The organism is Acinetobacter sp. Li1LvA2 (genome assembly GCF_056156705.1).
The window spans coordinates 26,664-42,646 of the sequence record NZ_JBSICF010000001.1; the positions used below are offsets into that span (position 1 = coordinate 26,664).

General features: G+C 40.6%; 14 protein-coding genes. 12 read left to right on the forward strand and 2 right to left on the reverse strand.

The features are described from left to right. Positions 1–22 precede the first annotated feature (22 nt). The 12 genes from ACS604_RS00135 (at position 23) to ACS604_RS00190 (ending at position 13,663) form a co-directional block, all read left to right on the forward strand. Positions 23–382: a hypothetical protein gene (locus ACS604_RS00135; RefSeq protein WP_004792051.1), complete on the forward strand. Its 360-nt coding sequence runs from the start codon at positions 23–25 to the stop codon at positions 380–382. A gap of 4 nt (positions 383–386) precedes the next feature. Beyond that, complete coding sequence (locus tag ACS604_RS00140; RefSeq protein WP_081399504.1) at positions 387–920, forward strand: nuclear transport factor 2 family protein; 534 nt, start codon at positions 387–389, stop codon at positions 918–920. A gap of 29 nt (positions 921–949) precedes the next feature. Next, positions 950–2,227 (forward strand): aromatic ring-hydroxylating oxygenase subunit alpha, encoded by a 1,278-nt coding sequence (locus ACS604_RS00145; protein ID WP_004792054.1) that lies wholly within the window; start codon positions 950–952, stop codon positions 2,225–2,227. 10 nt (positions 2,228–2,237) lie between these two features. Next, positions 2,238–2,723 (forward strand): aromatic-ring-hydroxylating dioxygenase subunit beta, encoded by a 486-nt coding sequence (locus tag ACS604_RS00150; RefSeq protein WP_004792056.1) that lies wholly within the window; start codon positions 2,238–2,240, stop codon positions 2,721–2,723. A gap of 10 nt (positions 2,724–2,733) precedes the next feature. Then, complete coding sequence (locus tag ACS604_RS00155) at positions 2,734–3,471, forward strand: SDR family NAD(P)-dependent oxidoreductase (protein WP_004792057.1); 738 nt, start codon at positions 2,734–2,736, stop codon at positions 3,469–3,471. A gap of 34 nt (positions 3,472–3,505) precedes the next feature. Next, the gene (locus ACS604_RS00160; RefSeq protein WP_474769411.1) at positions 3,506–4,459 is read left to right on the forward strand and encodes a PDR/VanB family oxidoreductase; all 954 of its coding nucleotides are present in this window, start codon (positions 3,506–3,508) and stop codon (positions 4,457–4,459) included. Positions 4,460–4,504: 45 nt separating this feature from the next. Continuing rightward, entirely contained in the window at positions 4,505–5,461 is a 957-nt protein-coding gene (locus tag ACS604_RS00165; protein ID WP_174731631.1) for a p-hydroxyphenylacetate 3-hydroxylase reductase component, read from the forward strand. 198 nt (positions 5,462–5,659) lie between these two features. After that, on the forward strand, positions 5,660–6,574 hold the full coding sequence (gene feaR / locus ACS604_RS00170) for a transcriptional regulator FeaR (RefSeq protein WP_151962956.1): 915 nt from the start codon (positions 5,660–5,662) through the stop codon (positions 6,572–6,574). Positions 6,575–6,782: 208 nt separating this feature from the next. Continuing rightward, positions 6,783–9,098, forward strand: a complete 2,316-nt coding sequence (gene tynA / locus ACS604_RS00175; RefSeq protein ID WP_474769412.1) for a primary-amine oxidase — start codon at positions 6,783–6,785, stop codon at positions 9,096–9,098. 143 nt (positions 9,099–9,241) lie between these two features. Beyond that, positions 9,242–10,459 carry a hypothetical protein gene (locus ACS604_RS00180; RefSeq protein WP_474770325.1) on the forward strand — a complete coding sequence of 406 codons (1,218 nt, stop codon included), beginning with the start codon at positions 9,242–9,244 and terminating at the stop codon, positions 10,457–10,459. Positions 10,460–10,524: 65 nt separating this feature from the next. Next, positions 10,525–12,132, forward strand: coding sequence for a GMC family oxidoreductase (locus tag ACS604_RS00185; protein ID WP_474769413.1), 1,608 nt, complete (start codon positions 10,525–10,527; stop codon positions 12,130–12,132). Between the two features lie 43 nt (positions 12,133–12,175). Next, positions 12,176–13,663, forward strand: coding sequence for an NAD-dependent phenylacetaldehyde dehydrogenase (locus ACS604_RS00190; RefSeq protein ID WP_474769414.1), 1,488 nt, complete (start codon positions 12,176–12,178; stop codon positions 13,661–13,663). 62 nt (positions 13,664–13,725) lie between these two features. Here ACS604_RS00190 and pcaD read toward each other — a convergent pair whose 3' ends face one another. Then, positions 13,726–14,505: a 3-oxoadipate enol-lactonase gene (pcaD, locus tag ACS604_RS00195; protein ID WP_174759633.1), complete on the reverse strand. Its 780-nt coding sequence runs from the start codon at positions 14,503–14,505 to the stop codon at positions 13,726–13,728. Positions 14,506–14,515: 10 nt separating this feature from the next. Then, positions 14,516–15,730, reverse strand: coding sequence for a 3-oxoadipyl-CoA thiolase (pcaF, locus tag ACS604_RS00200; protein ID WP_474769415.1), 1,215 nt, complete (start codon positions 15,728–15,730; stop codon positions 14,516–14,518). Between the last annotated feature and the right edge of the window lie 253 nt (positions 15,731–15,983).

The following is a 15,983-nucleotide window of genomic DNA, read 5'->3' on the forward strand; positions in this document are numbered from 1 at the left end:
AATTTTTAAAAAGGATATTGAGATGGAAGCTAAAAAATCATTACGTGTTTTGTTCTGCATGGGTATTAACCAGAACTTTTTTGACGCCGAACCTGCTGAAGCAAAAGCAGTTTGGGCAGCGTTTGGTGAAATGTGGAACGGCATTCATGACTTACCGGGCGTACATGTTTTTGGAAATCTTGATGATGACCAAAGCATGGTTGGCCCAAGTGGTGGCTGGCCTTGGACAACGTACTTGCTTGCCGATGTTCCGGATATTGAAACAGTACATGCAGCTTGTAACTTGTTTAGAACGACGGTGGTGGGTGAAGGTCCATACAAACTTTGGAAATATTGCAAAGTTGAAGCTCGTGTTGGGCGCGAATTGATTATCCAGCGTTAAGGCGATGGCAATGAATGACAAAGTGAATATTGCAGAAATCTTAGAGCGGTTAGAACAGTTAGAAGCGCACAACGCGATTCGTAACTGTCTGAACCGTTATATGGAAATTTGCGATGAGCTCAATGCAAATACAGATCTTGACGAGTTGATGAATCTTTTTGATCAAGACTGTATTTGGGAAGGTATTGGCGAGAAATATGCCAAATCTTTTGGCCGTTATGATTCTTGGCAGTCGATTTACGACATGTTTAAAAGCTATACCCAAAAAGAATCTCACTTTGTTATGAATGCACACTTTGTCAATTCAGAACAAATTTATGTAAATCAAAATGATGCAAATGCTTCTTGGCTCATGTTGCAAACTTCAACCTTTAAAGATGGCCGTAGTCATCTGAATGCAGCAAAGCTCAATGTGAAGTTTCAAAAGCAAGCAGATGGAACATGGAAAATTAAACATTTCCAAACACAGAATATTTTCAGTCGTCCCGTATCGCATTGGCACAGTGAAGCTGAATTGCCGGTACCTTCCCAGGAATGACCCAGGACATATTTAAAAGGACTATTGATATGAACAGTATTATCCCGACGCATAACATTGGCATTGATTACGATGCTTTGGTTCAAAGTGACCGTGCTCATACTTCTCTTTATAAAGATGAACGCATTTTTGATGAAGAAATGGAAAAAATCTTTTATAGCACTTGGGTGTGGGTTGCACATGCCAGCGAAATTCCAGAAGGCGGAAGCTATAAAACCATTAATATCGGTAAACAGCCTGTGGTTGTGGTACGTGACCGTAAAAAGAAAGTCCATGTACTTTTAAACCGTTGCCGTCACCGTGCAGCAACTGTATGCGAACATAAGAAAGGAAAAACCAACAGTTTTGTATGTCCGTACCACGGTTGGAGTTATGCACTTGACGGTAGTTTGCGCGGTGTGCCATCTCCGGAAAGTTACGGCGATTGTTTAGATAAATCAGAGTTACCGTTGGTGAGTCTACGTGTAGAAGAATATAACGGCATGATCTTCGCTTCATTTAAAGAAGACATTCAACCGCTTGAAGAGTTCCTTGGGCCAGCAAAAAAATGGATTGACCTGTTTATGAAACAAGGTGCAGGTTATCCAATTAAAGTGTTGGGTGAACACCGCTTCCGTTTCCCGGGTAACTGGAAAATCCAGCTTGAAAATACAACCGATGCTTATCACTTCCCATTGGTACACAAGTCATTTTTAAGTTCTGTCGATGAAAAAACCGAAGAACTCTTTAACTTCGAAAACCAACCGGGCTTTGTTGAAGACTTAGGTAATGGTCACAGTGTGATGGTGATGATTCCTGAATTGGTTGATCTAGACGAAGAGCTTATGGAGCGACCAATTCAAGAGCGCTTTGAAGAGTTGGCTCAAGCATTGCGTGACGAAGGGCATGAAGAATTAGAAGTACGCCGTATTGTTCGCGCAGTGGGTGGTTCTGGCTTTAACTTAAATTTATTCCCAAATATTGCATGTTCAATGGCGTTCTTCCGTGTATTACAGCCAATTTCAGTTGCTGAAACAGAAATTCATCACTCGGTAATTACCATGGACGGTGGACCACAAATTGCCAACCAATACCGCCTACGTTTGCATGAACATTTCCAAGGTCCATTTGGCTTTGGTACGCCAGATGACTCAGAAGCTTGGGAGCGCGTACAACACGGCGCTAATGCTGGCAATGATTTATGGATCATGCTCAACCGCGGTTTACCGGGCGAAGTCAAAACCGAAGATGGCTTAAAAAGTGATGTCAGTGCTGAAACAGGTATGCGTGCAGCCTATCAGCAGTGGAAAAAGATGATGACGGCTTAAGGAGAGAGCAATGAATATGAATCTGCAATTATTAAATGAAGTCACTGCTTTCATCTGGGCTGAAGCAGATATGTTAGATCACAGTGAATACCGTGAATGGCTCAATTTATGGAATGAAAAAGGCGTTTATATCATTCCAATTGACCCAAACCTAACGGACTATGAAAACAACTTAAATTATGCCTATGACGATAATCATATGCGTACTTTACGTGTAGAGCGTCTTGAAAATGGTGAAGCAATTTCTACAGCACCTAAAGCAAATACTGTGCGTAGTGTTTCTCGTGTACGTGTTATTCAAGACCAAGATAATGAAATCGTTTTGCGTTGTGCTCAAAACTTACGTGAATTCCGTAAAGAAAACCTCAAGCATTACACCGCAGATATTACTTACCATTTGACTCGTGATGCGGCTACAGGCTTTAAGATTAACCGTAAAATCATTAACTTGGTTAACTCAACCGATACCTTAGCTGGTATTAGCTACATTCTTTAGGAGCGGTAACATGAAACAAGTTGTTTTAGTGACAGGTGCTGCTTCTGGACTCGGTAATGTGATTGCTGAATATTTTGCGAGCCAAGGCCATCAAGTGATTTTGTCAGCGAGTACGCTTGAAAAAGCCGAAAACGCCAAGGCACAAAGTCAAAATGCACAAAATATGTTTCCCTTGAAATTAGATATTTCTGTCGAAGCAGATTTTCATGCTGCCGTGAAATGGATTGAAGAGAAATTTTCTAAACTTGATGTGTTGATTAACAATGCCACCGTCACCAAAGCAACGCCAGTATTAGAAATTACCGCAGCAGATTTTGATTGGGTGACCCAAGTCAACCAACGTGGCACCTTTCAAGCTTGTCAAATTATTGGCCAATATATGGCTAAAAAAGGCCATGGACGCATCATTAATATGGCGTCTTTAGCTGGACAAAATGGCGGTACTGCAACGGGTGCGCACTATGCGGCAACCAAAGGTGCCATTGTGACGTTAACCAAAATTTTTGCCAAAGAGTTTGCGGCAAAAGGGGTGACCGTCAATGCAGTTGCACCGGGACCGATGGAATCACCAATCGTTCATAGCGTGGTGTCTGACGAAAAAATGGAACAGTTCATCCAGAATATTCCAGTTAAAGCCTTAGGAAGTATGCACTTTATTGCTGAAACTTGTGGCTTGCTCGCGAGTCCAAATGCGGGGTTTGTGACTGGTGCAACATGGGATATTAACGGTGGTTTATTCATGCGTTAAGCCACGAGCTTAACCATGAAAAGGGAGTTGAATCATGACTACACTTTATGATGTTGTCGTTAAAAATCGCCATGTGGAAGGTGGAAATATTGCAGTCATGGAATTTGAATCTGCAACTTCTGCAACCTTGCCAAAAGTTGAAGCGGGTGCACATATTGATGTGCACTTACCAAATGGCATGGTACGCCAGTATTCACTTTGCCAAAATCCAAATGACAAAGGTAAGTTTCGCCTTGGAATTTTACGTGACCCTGAATCACGTGGTGGCTCAGTCTCGGCTTTTGATGAAATTAAAGATGGCATGCAAATTCAGGTCAGTGAACCAAAAAATTTATTTCCACTTTTAAAAGCCAAACACAGTGTATTGATTGGCGGTGGAATTGGAATTACGCCGTTAATCACGATGGCATATCAACTTGCACACGAAGGCGAATCGTTTGAGCTTCACTACTGCGGTGCTAGCCCTCAAAACTGCGCTTTTGTTGATGAAATTAAAAATGGTGAGTTAGCCAAGTACACAACTTTCCATTTTAAATCCGAAGGTGCAAGCCACAGAGCATTTTTTGAATCTGCCATTAAAGATATTGATCTTGAGAGCCATATTTACACCTGTGGTCCAGTCGGCTTTATGGACTGGGTAATTAACCTTGCCACGACTCACAATTTTCCTGAGCAGCAAATCCACAAAGAATATTTCCAAGTCGAAACCGACACTTCTGGAGATTCATTCGAGGTGGTGGCTGAGCGTAGTGGAAAAATCATTATGGTAGAAGCAGGTGAAACCATTTTGCAGGCTTTGGCTAAGGAAGGCATCGAGATTGAAATGTCTTGTGAGCAAGGCGTATGCGGAACCTGTATGTGCGATGTGATTGAAGGTGAACCTGACCATCGAGATGTTTATTTTACTGATGAAGAAAAAGCCAGCAATGAACAAATATTGGTGTGCTGTTCGCGCTCTAAAACACCGAGACTAGTTTTAGATATCTAATGCTCTCGCGATTTATATGGATGTAAGAGAAGGTTTAGGAGAAAGATGATGAATGTATTACAACAAATAGATGAGTTTACGGTCGATCCACTACAGTTCCGAAGAGCATTAGGAAATTTTGCAACAGGCGTTACCATTATTACCGCACAAAATGCACAAGGTGAGAAAGTCGGTGTAACTGCAAATAGCTTTAACTCGGTATCACTCGACCCACCACTTATTTTGTGGAGCATTGATAAAAAATCTTCAAGTTTTTCAGTATTTGAAGAAGCAACTCATTTTGCGGTCAATATTTTATCGGGCACGCAAATTGAGCTGTCTAATAAGTTTTCGAGACGCAATATTGATAAATTTGCAGACACCAATTTTCAACTTGGTGCAGGAAGCTCACCGATTTTAGAAAATTGTTCTGCGGTGTTTGAGTGCGAACGCTATCAGGTTATTGAGGGCGGTGATCACTGGATTATTGTTGGTAAAGTGGTCCGTTTCCATGACCAAGGTAGAAGTCCATTGGTTTACCATCAAGGTGCATATTCTTGTGTCATGCCGCATCCAAGCCTTCAAGTTAAACAAACTGAAGAGAACGGCATAGACCAAACACATTATGGGCACTTATATAATAATGTCTGCTACTTGATGAGTCGTGCATTTAAAGCCTATCAAACCGACTATATTCCTAAGCAAATGGCTTCTGGTTTCCGTACCAGTGAATCACGTCTTTTGCTCGTTTTAGCCAGCGGTACTGCTTCTAGTAAAGAAGATTTACCGCGCGATATCGCCATGCCAATGCAAGAAGTTGAAAGATCGGCTGAAATTTTAAAATTTGAAGGGTTATTGGTCGATCACGATAATTTGTATGCACTGACCGAGAAAGGTAAACAAACGGCGCAGTATTTATTTGATATTGCCGACAGTCATCAAAATGAGGTGTTTAAAAAGTATTCTGAGGAACAAAAGGATATTTTTATTACCATGCTGCGAGATTTTGCAGGAGTAGCATAAGTCCCATTAAGCTGATAAATTGAATTGATTTATCAGCTTCTTTACATCTAGCTGACTATCATCAAAACAATTCCATGGATAAGGAATTTTTGGCACACAATTTGTTTATCAATAAAACAAGATTGCAAATAAGCCAAGACAGTGCACCACCACAAACGCAAAAATTTGGGCGGTGGCACATGTATAGAGAGGTAAGGGATGAACCAATATGTAAGCGATGCATTACTCACATGGACGCATCATATTAAAAGTGTGTGCGGCAATTTTGAAACCGATTTTGACGGAACCCGTAATTTATTCATTGGTGAAGTTCAGTGCTTTTTATTGGGTGACACCGAAATTGCTTTTATCAAAAACAATGCCAATAAAATTGTCCGAAAAGCCGATGAAATCGATCGAGTGAATAATCGTTTTTGTTTTTTGATTTTGCAGTATTCGGGAAAAATGCTGCTTGAGTATAAAAATGAAACCTTAAGCCTGAATGAAGGCGATATTGTGTTGGTCGACCCAGTCGAAACAATTTCAATGTATCCGCAAGGCTTGGTGAGTCAGATTTCAGTACACCTGTCGCGTGAAAAATTACTTAAAGAAAATATTAGTACCGAATATTTTGGAAAACTGATTACGCAAAATATGAGTGGTTTTTTACTCAAAAATATTTTGAAAAATATGTCTCCTGAAAATATCAAACTTTGGTATGCAACCGAAGATGGTAACGCTTTTGAAGATGCGCTAATTGCCTTAATCAAACCCACAATTAATTATAAAAATATTAATAGCTCCAATAACCTGATGGAAAAAGCCGAGCGTTATATTATAGAGAACTTAGCAAAACCCGATCTAACCCCTAAATTAATTGCAGAGCATATCGGTGTATCACTACGTCATCTCTACCGCTTATTCCTTCAAGAAAATTTATCTATTAACAAATATATACAGCTCAAACGCCTAGAAAAAGTCAAAGCAGATTTACTCGATAAAAGAAATAAACAAAGCTCAATTACCCAAATTGCCTTGAAGTGGGGTTTTTGGGATGGCGCTCATTTTTCAAAAATCTTTAAAAAGGCTTATGGCATTTCTCCTAAAGAATTTAGAGAGGGGATGACAGCTTAAACTTTCCTCTCTTGATGTCATTTTTAGACAAGTTCTAGGTCATTCTTAAACAAGCTAGCCCCATGCAAGTGTGTTGAAATTAAATTAATTAGAACAGGTTAGATGAGCTTAATAAGTTTAAAACTATTAAGTTGGTCTAATAAATTTCACACATAGGAAAGTGCATATTAACTGTCTGATTCAGATAGTTCAGGGATAGATGAAAAGGATGAAACCAATGCGTAAACAACGATTATTGAATGACATACAAAAGATACTAGCGCTTAATTTATCAATAGCTGCAAGCTTTTGGGGATTAAATACTCAAGCTTTTGCTCATGGTGGAAAGGCCGAAATGGTATCTCTTTACCAAAACATGAGTGAGCAGGGCGCTAAAGTTGTAAAAGATGATTTTACGAATACTTATATGATTACCAAAGGCTCTATGGTTGTGAGAGCGAAGCCAAATTCAAATCAGGTTTTAGTGAATGGAAAACCTTTAAAATTAAGCGTCCCACTATTAATTAAAGATAATAAACCTGTGATCGGAAAAGACTTCTTTAATGAGGTATTTCAGTCTGGTTTAGATCAAACTTTTAAAGTTGAAAATACGTTTCATCCGCTCAATAGTTTAAATTCTGACGAAATTAAAAAGACATTTGATGTGATTAACCGCTCAAAATACGCCTATAAAAATATGCGTTTTGCCGAGTTAAAGCTAAAAGAGCCAGAAAAAGCAAAAGTTTGGGATTACTTTATTAATCACAAAGAATATAAAGACGCTCGAATTGCATCTTTCATTTTGTTAAAAGGCAACCAAGCGATTGAAGGTGAAGTTAATCTTAATACTCAGCAAGTCACAAAATGGAATGTACTTAAAGACACTCATGGAATGGTTTTGCTCGATAACTTTGAAACTGTACAGCGTGTGATTGAAGCGAGTAAAGAATATCAGGATGCTTTACGCAAACGTGGTGTAACCGATGTTAAGAAAGTCATTACCAATCCATTAACCGTGGGATATTTCGGTGGTAAAGATGGCTTGGATAAACAGCTTAACGTTTTAAAAGTTGTGTCGTATCTAGATACTGGTGATGGTAACTATTGGGCGCATCCAATTGAAAACTTGGTGGCTGTGGTTGATTTAGATAAAGAAAAAATTATTAAAATCGAAGAAGGAGCGATGATTCCTGTTCCGATGACGGATCGACCTTATGCCACTAAAAATACCAAACCACCGAAAATCAAACCGTTGAATATTAGTGAACCCGAAGGTAAGAACTTCTCTATTACAGGACAAACGGTACATTGGGGCAATTGGTGTTTCCATGTCGCACTAGACTCTCGTGTTGGCTTACAGCTTTCAACCGTGACGTATAAAGATAAAGGCGTAAAACGTAAAGTCATGTATGAAGGTAACCTTGGTGGAATGGTGGTTCCATATGGTGACCCTGACATGGGATGGTACTTTAAGTCTTATCTGGACTCAGGTGAGTACGGAATGGGAACACTCACATCAGCCATTCAGCTTGGGACCGATGCACCAGAAAATGCGGTTTTACTTGATGCTGTTATTGCAGACTATAAAGGCCAGCCACAAGTGATTCCAAATGCGATTGCAATTTTTGAGCGTTATGCTGGGCCTGAATATAAACACCAAGAAATATTTGGTGATCAAGATGCAAGTGAAGCACGCCGTGAACTTGTAGTGCGCTGGATTAGTACAGTGGGTAATTACGATTACATGTTTGACTGGGTATTTGCTCAAAATGGCGTGATTGGCATTAATGCGGGTGCTACAGGGATTGAAGCGGTTAAAGGCGTTAAAGCACGTACTATGCATGACAGTACTGCGAAAGAAGACACCAAATATGGCACTTTAATTGACCATAATATTGTGGGTACAACCCATCAACATATCTATAACTTCCGCTTAGATATGGATGTAGATGGCGAAAATAATAGTTTCATGCATATGGACCCTGTGGTGAAGACCAATGATCGAGGCGGTGTGCGTACAAGTACCATGCAAATTGACAGTAAAGTCATTACCAATGAGCAGAATGCGGCTGAAAAATTTGATCCATCTACCATTCGTTTACTGATTAATTTCAATAAGGAAAATAAATTAGGTAATCCTGTTTCTTACCAGCTCATTCCTTTTGCAGGTGGAACACACCCTGTGGCGAAGGGTGCTAATTTTTCTAAAGATGAATGGTTATTTAAACGTTTGAACTTTATGGATAAGCAAATTTGGGTGACTCAGTACAATCCAGACGAACGCTATCCTGAAGGAAAATATTCAAACCGTTCGACTCATGACACAGGTTTAGGTCAGTTCATTGGCAACAATGAAAATATTGAAAATAAAGATCTTGTGGTGTGGATGACAACAGGCACAACCCATGTGGCACGTGCAGAAGAATGGCCAATCATGCCGACAGAGTGGGTGAATACACTGATCAAACCGTGGAACTTTTTTGACAATACGCCGACTTTAAACTTGGGTGAAGAAGAGCAAAACACGCAGCACGACCATCACTAAAGACGTGTATCACGCGAGATGGGTAACGAATTGGTTACCCACTCTTAGCGTCTGGTAGACCATTCACAAAAAAGGAATTTTGTATGAAAACTCTACTTTCTCAAGTTATGAGAGGGACTCTCTTTGTCTCATTTTTTTCAACTGTGCATGCTGGCGAGCTTGAAATTAAACCGACTTTTGAAGCAACTTTCGGGGCTTTTAGTAGCGGTAAAAGCTATAACGGCGAAAACCTAGATGACGAAAGAATTAATTGGCAAGAAGGCCATCTTAAATATGGTGCTAAAGGACAATACACCTTTAAAAACAATCAACTCTATGCAAGCTTGAGTGGTATTAGCTCAGCAACATTTGGCGATGGCGATGCAGGCCAAAATAGTAATGGTAAAGAACGCAAAACAGATGTAAATGAATGGATTATTGGTTTTAAAGATGGCACTAATAAAGATGAGTTAACGACCTATGATTTAAGTATTGGTCGACAAAATATCATGATTGGTGACGGTTTTTTTATTGCGGGTGATGCATTAAACCTCGGTAAACCACCTGCGGATGGCGCACTTGATCGGGGTGGAGCATATTATCTGGCAGCCCGTCGAAGTTTTGATTTTACAAGTTTGCTTCAATACAAACCGCAAGAGAATACAACGCTAAAACTGGCTTATTTAAAATCGGATAATAAAGCACAATTTTCACCTGAACTCTTTGTAACCGATCTGATGTATCAGCTTAAAGATAAGGGTGTTGGGTTTACCTATTTAAATGTATTAGACCTTGAAGATACTGAGCAAGTTTCAGGGCGCGAAGATCTTAAAAATTATGCTTTACGTTTGAATTATCAACCTTTGCCTGAGCTACAAGTTAAGACTGAGTTTGTTGTGCAAGATAAAAAAGATAGTCAAGAAAATGCAGGCTACTTGGCGCTGAACTATAACTTTTTATCTTCAAAATATACGCCTTCATTAGGCTACCGTTTTAGCCATTTTTCAGACCGATACGATCCGATGTTTTATGGAAATACAGTCGGGTTCGGTACGTGGTTTCAAGGTGAAGTTGCAGGAAATTATGCTGGTCCATTTAACAAAAATGCAGATATTCACCAAGTTTCTTACAGTATGAATCTAAAAGAAAATTTTATGTTAGGTGCTTTGGCCTATAAGTTCAAAACAGTTAATGAATCTTTAATTAATGTAGATGGACATGAACTAGATGTGTTTTCGGTTTGGTCGGTTAATAAAAAATTCAACGTTATTCCTTTAGTAGGACTCTATAAACCAAAACACGATATCCATAGTGGTGGTACTCAAAATTACGATGACAAAACTAATGTGTATGCACAGTTAATTTTGCAATACATCTATTAAATCAGAGCAAAGGAGACCGTGTTTATTGACGGTGCATTCATAAAAATAAACTTAGGTGAAATCAGATGAATAAACAATATGACTATATCGTGATTGGTGCGGGCTCGGCAGGCTGTGTGGTTGCAGCACGGCTGTTACAGGCCAAAGCAGGGCGCGTTCTTGTTTTAGAGGCAGGAAGCCGAGATAGCAGTATGTTTCATACCATACCTGCCACGGTGGTTAAAGTATTCCAGCAAAAATCATGGCAATACATGACTGTCCCTCAGAAATATTGTAATCATCGTGAAATGATCCTTGCACAAGGAAAAGTGTTGGGAGGCGGAAGCTCGGTCAACGGAATGATCTATTGCCGAGGCCAACGTCAGGATTATGATTTATGGGCCACCGAATGGGGATGCAATCAGTGGTCTTATCAACATGTACTGCCTTTTTTTAAAAAAGCAGAAAAAAATGAAAGTCTTGCTAATGAATATCACGGACAAGATGGCATTTTACCTGTCAGTGAAAACCGCTATCGCCATCCTTTGACGCTTGCTTGTATTAAAGCAGGTCAACAAATGGGCATGAATTACGTCAATGATATTAATGGTTGGGATCAGGCAGGTGTAGGGTTTTATCAAACCACCACTCAAAATGGCTCACGGGCGAGTACCTCAAAAACCTATTTAAAGTCAGTCGAAAACCACTCAGATCTCACGGTGATTACTGATGCCTTGGTCCATAAAATTGAAACTCAAGGTGATCAAGTTACTGGGGTGACTTATAGCGTTGGAGGAAAATCACCGATTACTGTACAAGCTCAAAAAGAAGTCATTCTAAGTGCTGGTGCAATTGGTAGTCCTAAAGTTTTATTACTTTCGGGGATTGGCCCAAAACAGCATTTAGATGAGCTCGGCATTGAATGTATCCGTGACCTACCCGTAGGTGAGAATTTTCACGACCATTTGCATATGTCGGTTAATGCAACGGTAACAACCAATAATAGTCTGCTCGGTGAAGACCAAGGTTTAACCGCAGTACGGCACTTTTTACAGTGGTGTTTTACACGTTCAGGATTGTTAACCACCAATATTCTAGAAGGTGGTGGTTTTATTGACACCAACAACAACGGTCGGCCTGATGTCCAATTTCATTTTTTGCCTGTGCTGGATAATTTCGATAATACCCCGGGTGAAAAATCAGTGGCTCAAGCACATGGCCTTACGATTAAGGTCGGACATGTACAGCCAAAAGCACGTGGGACTTTACGTTTAAGTAGTAAAGATCCTAAAGATTTACCTGTCATTGATCCTAATTATTTAGGTCATCAAGAAGATATTGACGCCAATATCCGTGCGGTACAGGCTGGACTTCGCCTATTACAACAGCCCGCATTAAAAGCAATTGTCAAAGAAGTGATTGAGCCTGCAAATATCGATCCTGATGATATTGAAGCGATTGATAAATGGATGCGCCAGAACATTAAAACGGTTTATCACCCCGCTGGTAGTTGCAAAATGGGCAATACTCCGCAAGATTCGGTCACGGATCAGACCCTAAAAGTCCATGGTTTTAAAAATTTACGTGTGGTGGATTGTTCTATTTGCCCACAAGTTCCAAGCGGTAATACCAACGCAATTGCCATCATGATTGGTGAACGTGGTGCAGACTTTATTTTGAATCAGGTCGCGTAGTTGCTGTCATATCACTATTTAGAAATGAAAAGAGGAAAAGAAAATGAGTGAAGTTCAGATTTTAGAAAGCGTACAGCAATTTATGGCGCGACAACATGGACATTTTATTAATGGAAAACTAGTTGCTGCCGAGCTTTTAGATAAAGTGGATATTGTAAATCCATCTACTGAACAAGTCGTTGCTCAAATTAGTGTTGGTAGTCAACAAGATGTTGAAAATGCGGTGAAAAGTGCTGAACATGCTTTTCAAAATGCTTGGGCTGAAACGACACCGTATGAACGTGGCGTTAAACTAAATAAGTTGGCAGATTTAATTGAGCAACATGGTGAAGAACTTGCACAGCTTGAAACTTTATCTACCGGAAAACTTATCAATATTTCACGACATCTTGAAGTCGCACAATCCGTTATTTTCTTAAGATATTTTGCGGGTTGGGCAACCAAAATTAATGGTCAAACCATGCAACCCTCTATTCCTTCTATGCAAGGTGAGAAATATACAGCCTTTACTTTAAGACAACCAATTGGCGTGGTTGCAGGGATTGTGCCTTGGAATTTTTCACTAATGATTGGTGTTTGGAAAATTGGTTCAGCTTTAACAACTGGCTGTACCATTGTACTTAAACCAAGTGAGTTTGCCAGCTTATCTTTATTACGTTTAGCTGAACTTGCCATTGAAGCAGGTATTCCAGCTGGTGTGATTAATGTGGTTACGGGTAAGGGTGATACAGGACAATATTTAATTGAATCGCCGTTAGTTAAGAAAGTCTCATTTACAGGTTCAGTACCAACAGGTATTGCGATTGGTAAGCTCGCGATGAGCAGTGATTTAACTAGGGTAAGTCTGGAGCTGGGCGGTAAAAATGCTATAGCTGTTTTGGCTGATGCGAATATCGATGAGATTTTACCAACTTTGTTGCAAGCAACTTTTGTGCATCAAGGTCAAGTTTGCGCATCTCCAGAGCGTTTTTTTGTACACCACACAAAATATGATGAACTGGTCGAGAAACTTTCTAAAGCACTATCTCAATTCAAAATTGGATCTGCTATGGATGAAGGAAGTATGTTTGGCCCACTGTCTAATCAGCCACATTTTCATAAAGTGAAACATTATTTAGATATGGCAAAAGCAAACAACCAGATTATTGCAGGGGGTGAGGCCTTAGATCAGACAGGATATTTTGTGCAGCCGACTTTGATTTCCTTTAAAAATACGGATGATCCATTATTTTCAGAAGAGACGTTTGGTCCAGTGGTCGGGTTAATGCCATTCGACACTGATGAAGAACTCGTTCAACTGATGAATCAGTCGCGCTTTGGTTTAACCGCAAGTATTTGGACAAATGACTTATCTAAAGCTTTGCGTTTAATTCCTAAGATTGAAGCAGGCACCTTGTGGGTCAATATGCATACATTCTTAGATCCGTCAGTTCCATTTGGCGGGGTGAAAGCTTCTGGCATTGGAAGAGAGTTTTCAGATGCATTTATTGAAGATTACACTGAATTAAAATCGGTCATGATTCGGTATTAATTTAAAGAAGTAAATGCAGATATAAAAAATGGCCTTTATAGGCCATTTTTTGAATCATTAAATTAACCTAATAAAAAATCCTTTAGGATTTTATTAAAGGCTTCTGGCTGTTCTGCGTTTGAAATATGTGAGGCATCTATTTCTGCAAGTTTTGATTGCGGAATCTGTTGCTGCATAAATTCACCATCTGCAACTGTAGTTATAGGGTCTTGAGTTCCAGCAATCACTAATACTGGAACTTTGATGTCTTTCAACTGCTCACGGACATCCGCTTTAGCCAAAGCCTCACAACAATTGGCATAACCCATTGCGCTGCCAGCACTTAAGTCGTTACACAGGTTGTTGACAATTGAAGCGTGACTTTGGATAAAGGGATCTGTAAACCATCGCGAAGCTGCTGTGGCTGCGATCGGTTGTAAACCTTGCTCACGTACTAATTTTGCACGGTCAAGCCATGCCTGTTCTTGTCCAATTTTAGCGGCAGTATTTGCCACAATCACATGACTAAAACGGTCAGGGTAGTGAATTGCCAGCCATTGTCCCGTTAAACCGCCCATAGAAATTCCACAAAAAGCAGCTTTGCTAATATTTAAATGGTCGAGTAAACGGACAACATCTTGACCTAATTGCTCTACAGTGTATGGGCCGTCAGGTGTAGATGATGAACCGTGACCACGGGTGTCATAGCAGATCACAAAAAATTGATCTTTTAACTCATTAAACTGCTTTTGCCACATGCCATAGTTGGTGCCCAAAGAGTTGGAAAATACCAAAGCAGGGGAAGATGACTCACCAAAAGTTTGATAGTTAATTTGTGCATCGGCAGATTGAAAAGATGGCATTTGTTTCTCCTTAAAGTGCTTCAACACGTTCAATAATCAAAGCGATGCCTTGACCTACACCAATACACATTGAACACAAAGCGTAACGACCACCTGTCTGTTCAAGCTGGTTTAAGGCTGTGGTCACTAAACGTGCACCTGATGCACCAAGCGGATGACCCAATGCAATTGCACCACCGTTTGGATTTACCTTGTTGCTGTCGTCTGGCAAGCCTAAATCACGGGTGACTGCCAAAGCTTGTGCAGCAAAGGCTTCATTCAGTTCAATTACATCCATCTGATCTAAAGTCAGGTTGGCTTGTTTAAGTAATTTTTTAATGGCTGGTGCAGGAGCAAAACCCATGATGCGTGGTTCTACACCCACAGCTGTTGAAGCAATGATCTTGGCACGTGGTTTTAAATTGTAAGCTTGAACTGCCTCATCAGAAGCAATCAGCAGAGCCGCAGCACCATCGTTAATGCCCGAAGCATTCCCCGCAGTGACGGTGCCGTCTGCTTTGACCACAGGTTTAAGTTTGCTTAAAGCTTCAAGCGTAGTTGATGCACGTGGGTGCTCATCGGTATCAATCACAACAGCATCACCCTTACGCTGAGGGATTTCAACTGCCACGATTTCTTTAGAAAAAAAGCCTTTGGCTTGCGCGCTTGCGGTGCGTTGTTGGCTCACCAAGGCAAACTGGTCCTGATCTGCACGATTAACGTTGAACTGTTCAGCCACGTTTTCGGCAGTCTGGGGCATGGTGTCTACACCATATAATTCTTTAAGTTTAGGGTTAATGAAGCGCCAGCCCATGGTGGTGTCTTCAATCTTCTGGCTACGACCAAAAGCACTATCTGACTTACCCATCACATAAGGTGCACGGCTCATGCTTTCTACACCACCTGCAATCACCAAGTTTGCTTCACCTGCTTTAATGGCACGGGCAGCAATGGCAATCGCATCGAGTGAAGAACCACAGAGACGGTTAATGGTGGTGGCTGGAACCTGATACGGTAAACCTGCAAGCAGTGCTGACATACGGCCAACGTTACGGTTATCTTCACCGGCTTGGTTGGCGCAGCCATAGATCACATCATCGACCTGTTCCCAATCTACATTCGGGTTACGTTGGATTAAGGCTTTAATCGGCACAGCGCCAAGGTCATCGGCACGGACAGGTGCAAGGCCACCGGCGTAACGGCCGAATGGAGTACGGATGGCATCGATGATATAAGCGTTTTTCATTCTTACATTTCCATTTTGAAATCTGTTGCTGTCATTGCCACATCGTTAGACTCTTTTTCAGTATTTACTGGTGCTCATCGTCACCACTAAATTAAGAGTAGTCATGAGGGAGTCTTATCGCGTTGAGCCAAATGCCAGTAGCTAATTCTTGTCACTTTTTTGAAAAAGTAACCAAAAACCTTTGTTGAACAGAGGAGGCTTCCATGCCTCCCTGTCCAACGGGCGACATCCCTGTCGCCTGTCACAATAGCGA

What these genes read in the sequence shown, in the direction of transcription:
- pcaD (WP_174759633.1), bottom strand. Translation starts at nt 14,505, where the DNA reads ATGCCATCTTTTCAATCTGCCGATGCACAAATTAACTATCAAACTTTT.
- ACS604_RS00150 (WP_004792056.1), top strand. Translation starts at nt 2,238, where the DNA reads ATGAATATGAATCTGCAATTATTAAATGAAGTCACTGCTTTCATCTGG.
- ACS604_RS00155 (WP_004792057.1), top strand. Translation starts at nt 2,734, where the DNA reads ATGAAACAAGTTGTTTTAGTGACAGGTGCTGCTTCTGGACTCGGTAAT.
- ACS604_RS00145 (WP_004792054.1), top strand. Translation starts at nt 950, where the DNA reads ATGAACAGTATTATCCCGACGCATAACATTGGCATTGATTACGATGCT.
- ACS604_RS00140 (WP_081399504.1), top strand. Translation starts at nt 387, where the DNA reads ATGGCAATGAATGACAAAGTGAATATTGCAGAAATCTTAGAGCGGTTA.
- pcaF (WP_474769415.1), bottom strand. Translation starts at nt 15,730, where the DNA reads ATGAAAAACGCTTATATCATCGATGCCATCCGTACTCCATTCGGCCGT.
- feaR (WP_151962956.1), top strand. Translation starts at nt 5,660, where the DNA reads ATGAACCAATATGTAAGCGATGCATTACTCACATGGACGCATCATATT.
- tynA (WP_474769412.1), top strand. Translation starts at nt 6,783, where the DNA reads ATGAAACCAATGCGTAAACAACGATTATTGAATGACATACAAAAGATA.
- ACS604_RS00160 (WP_474769411.1), top strand. Translation starts at nt 3,506, where the DNA reads ATGACTACACTTTATGATGTTGTCGTTAAAAATCGCCATGTGGAAGGT.
- ACS604_RS00185 (WP_474769413.1), top strand. Translation starts at nt 10,525, where the DNA reads ATGAATAAACAATATGACTATATCGTGATTGGTGCGGGCTCGGCAGGC.
- ACS604_RS00190 (WP_474769414.1), top strand. Translation starts at nt 12,176, where the DNA reads ATGAGTGAAGTTCAGATTTTAGAAAGCGTACAGCAATTTATGGCGCGA.
- ACS604_RS00135 (WP_004792051.1), top strand. Translation starts at nt 23, where the DNA reads ATGGAAGCTAAAAAATCATTACGTGTTTTGTTCTGCATGGGTATTAAC.
- ACS604_RS00165 (WP_174731631.1), top strand. Translation starts at nt 4,505, where the DNA reads ATGATGAATGTATTACAACAAATAGATGAGTTTACGGTCGATCCACTA.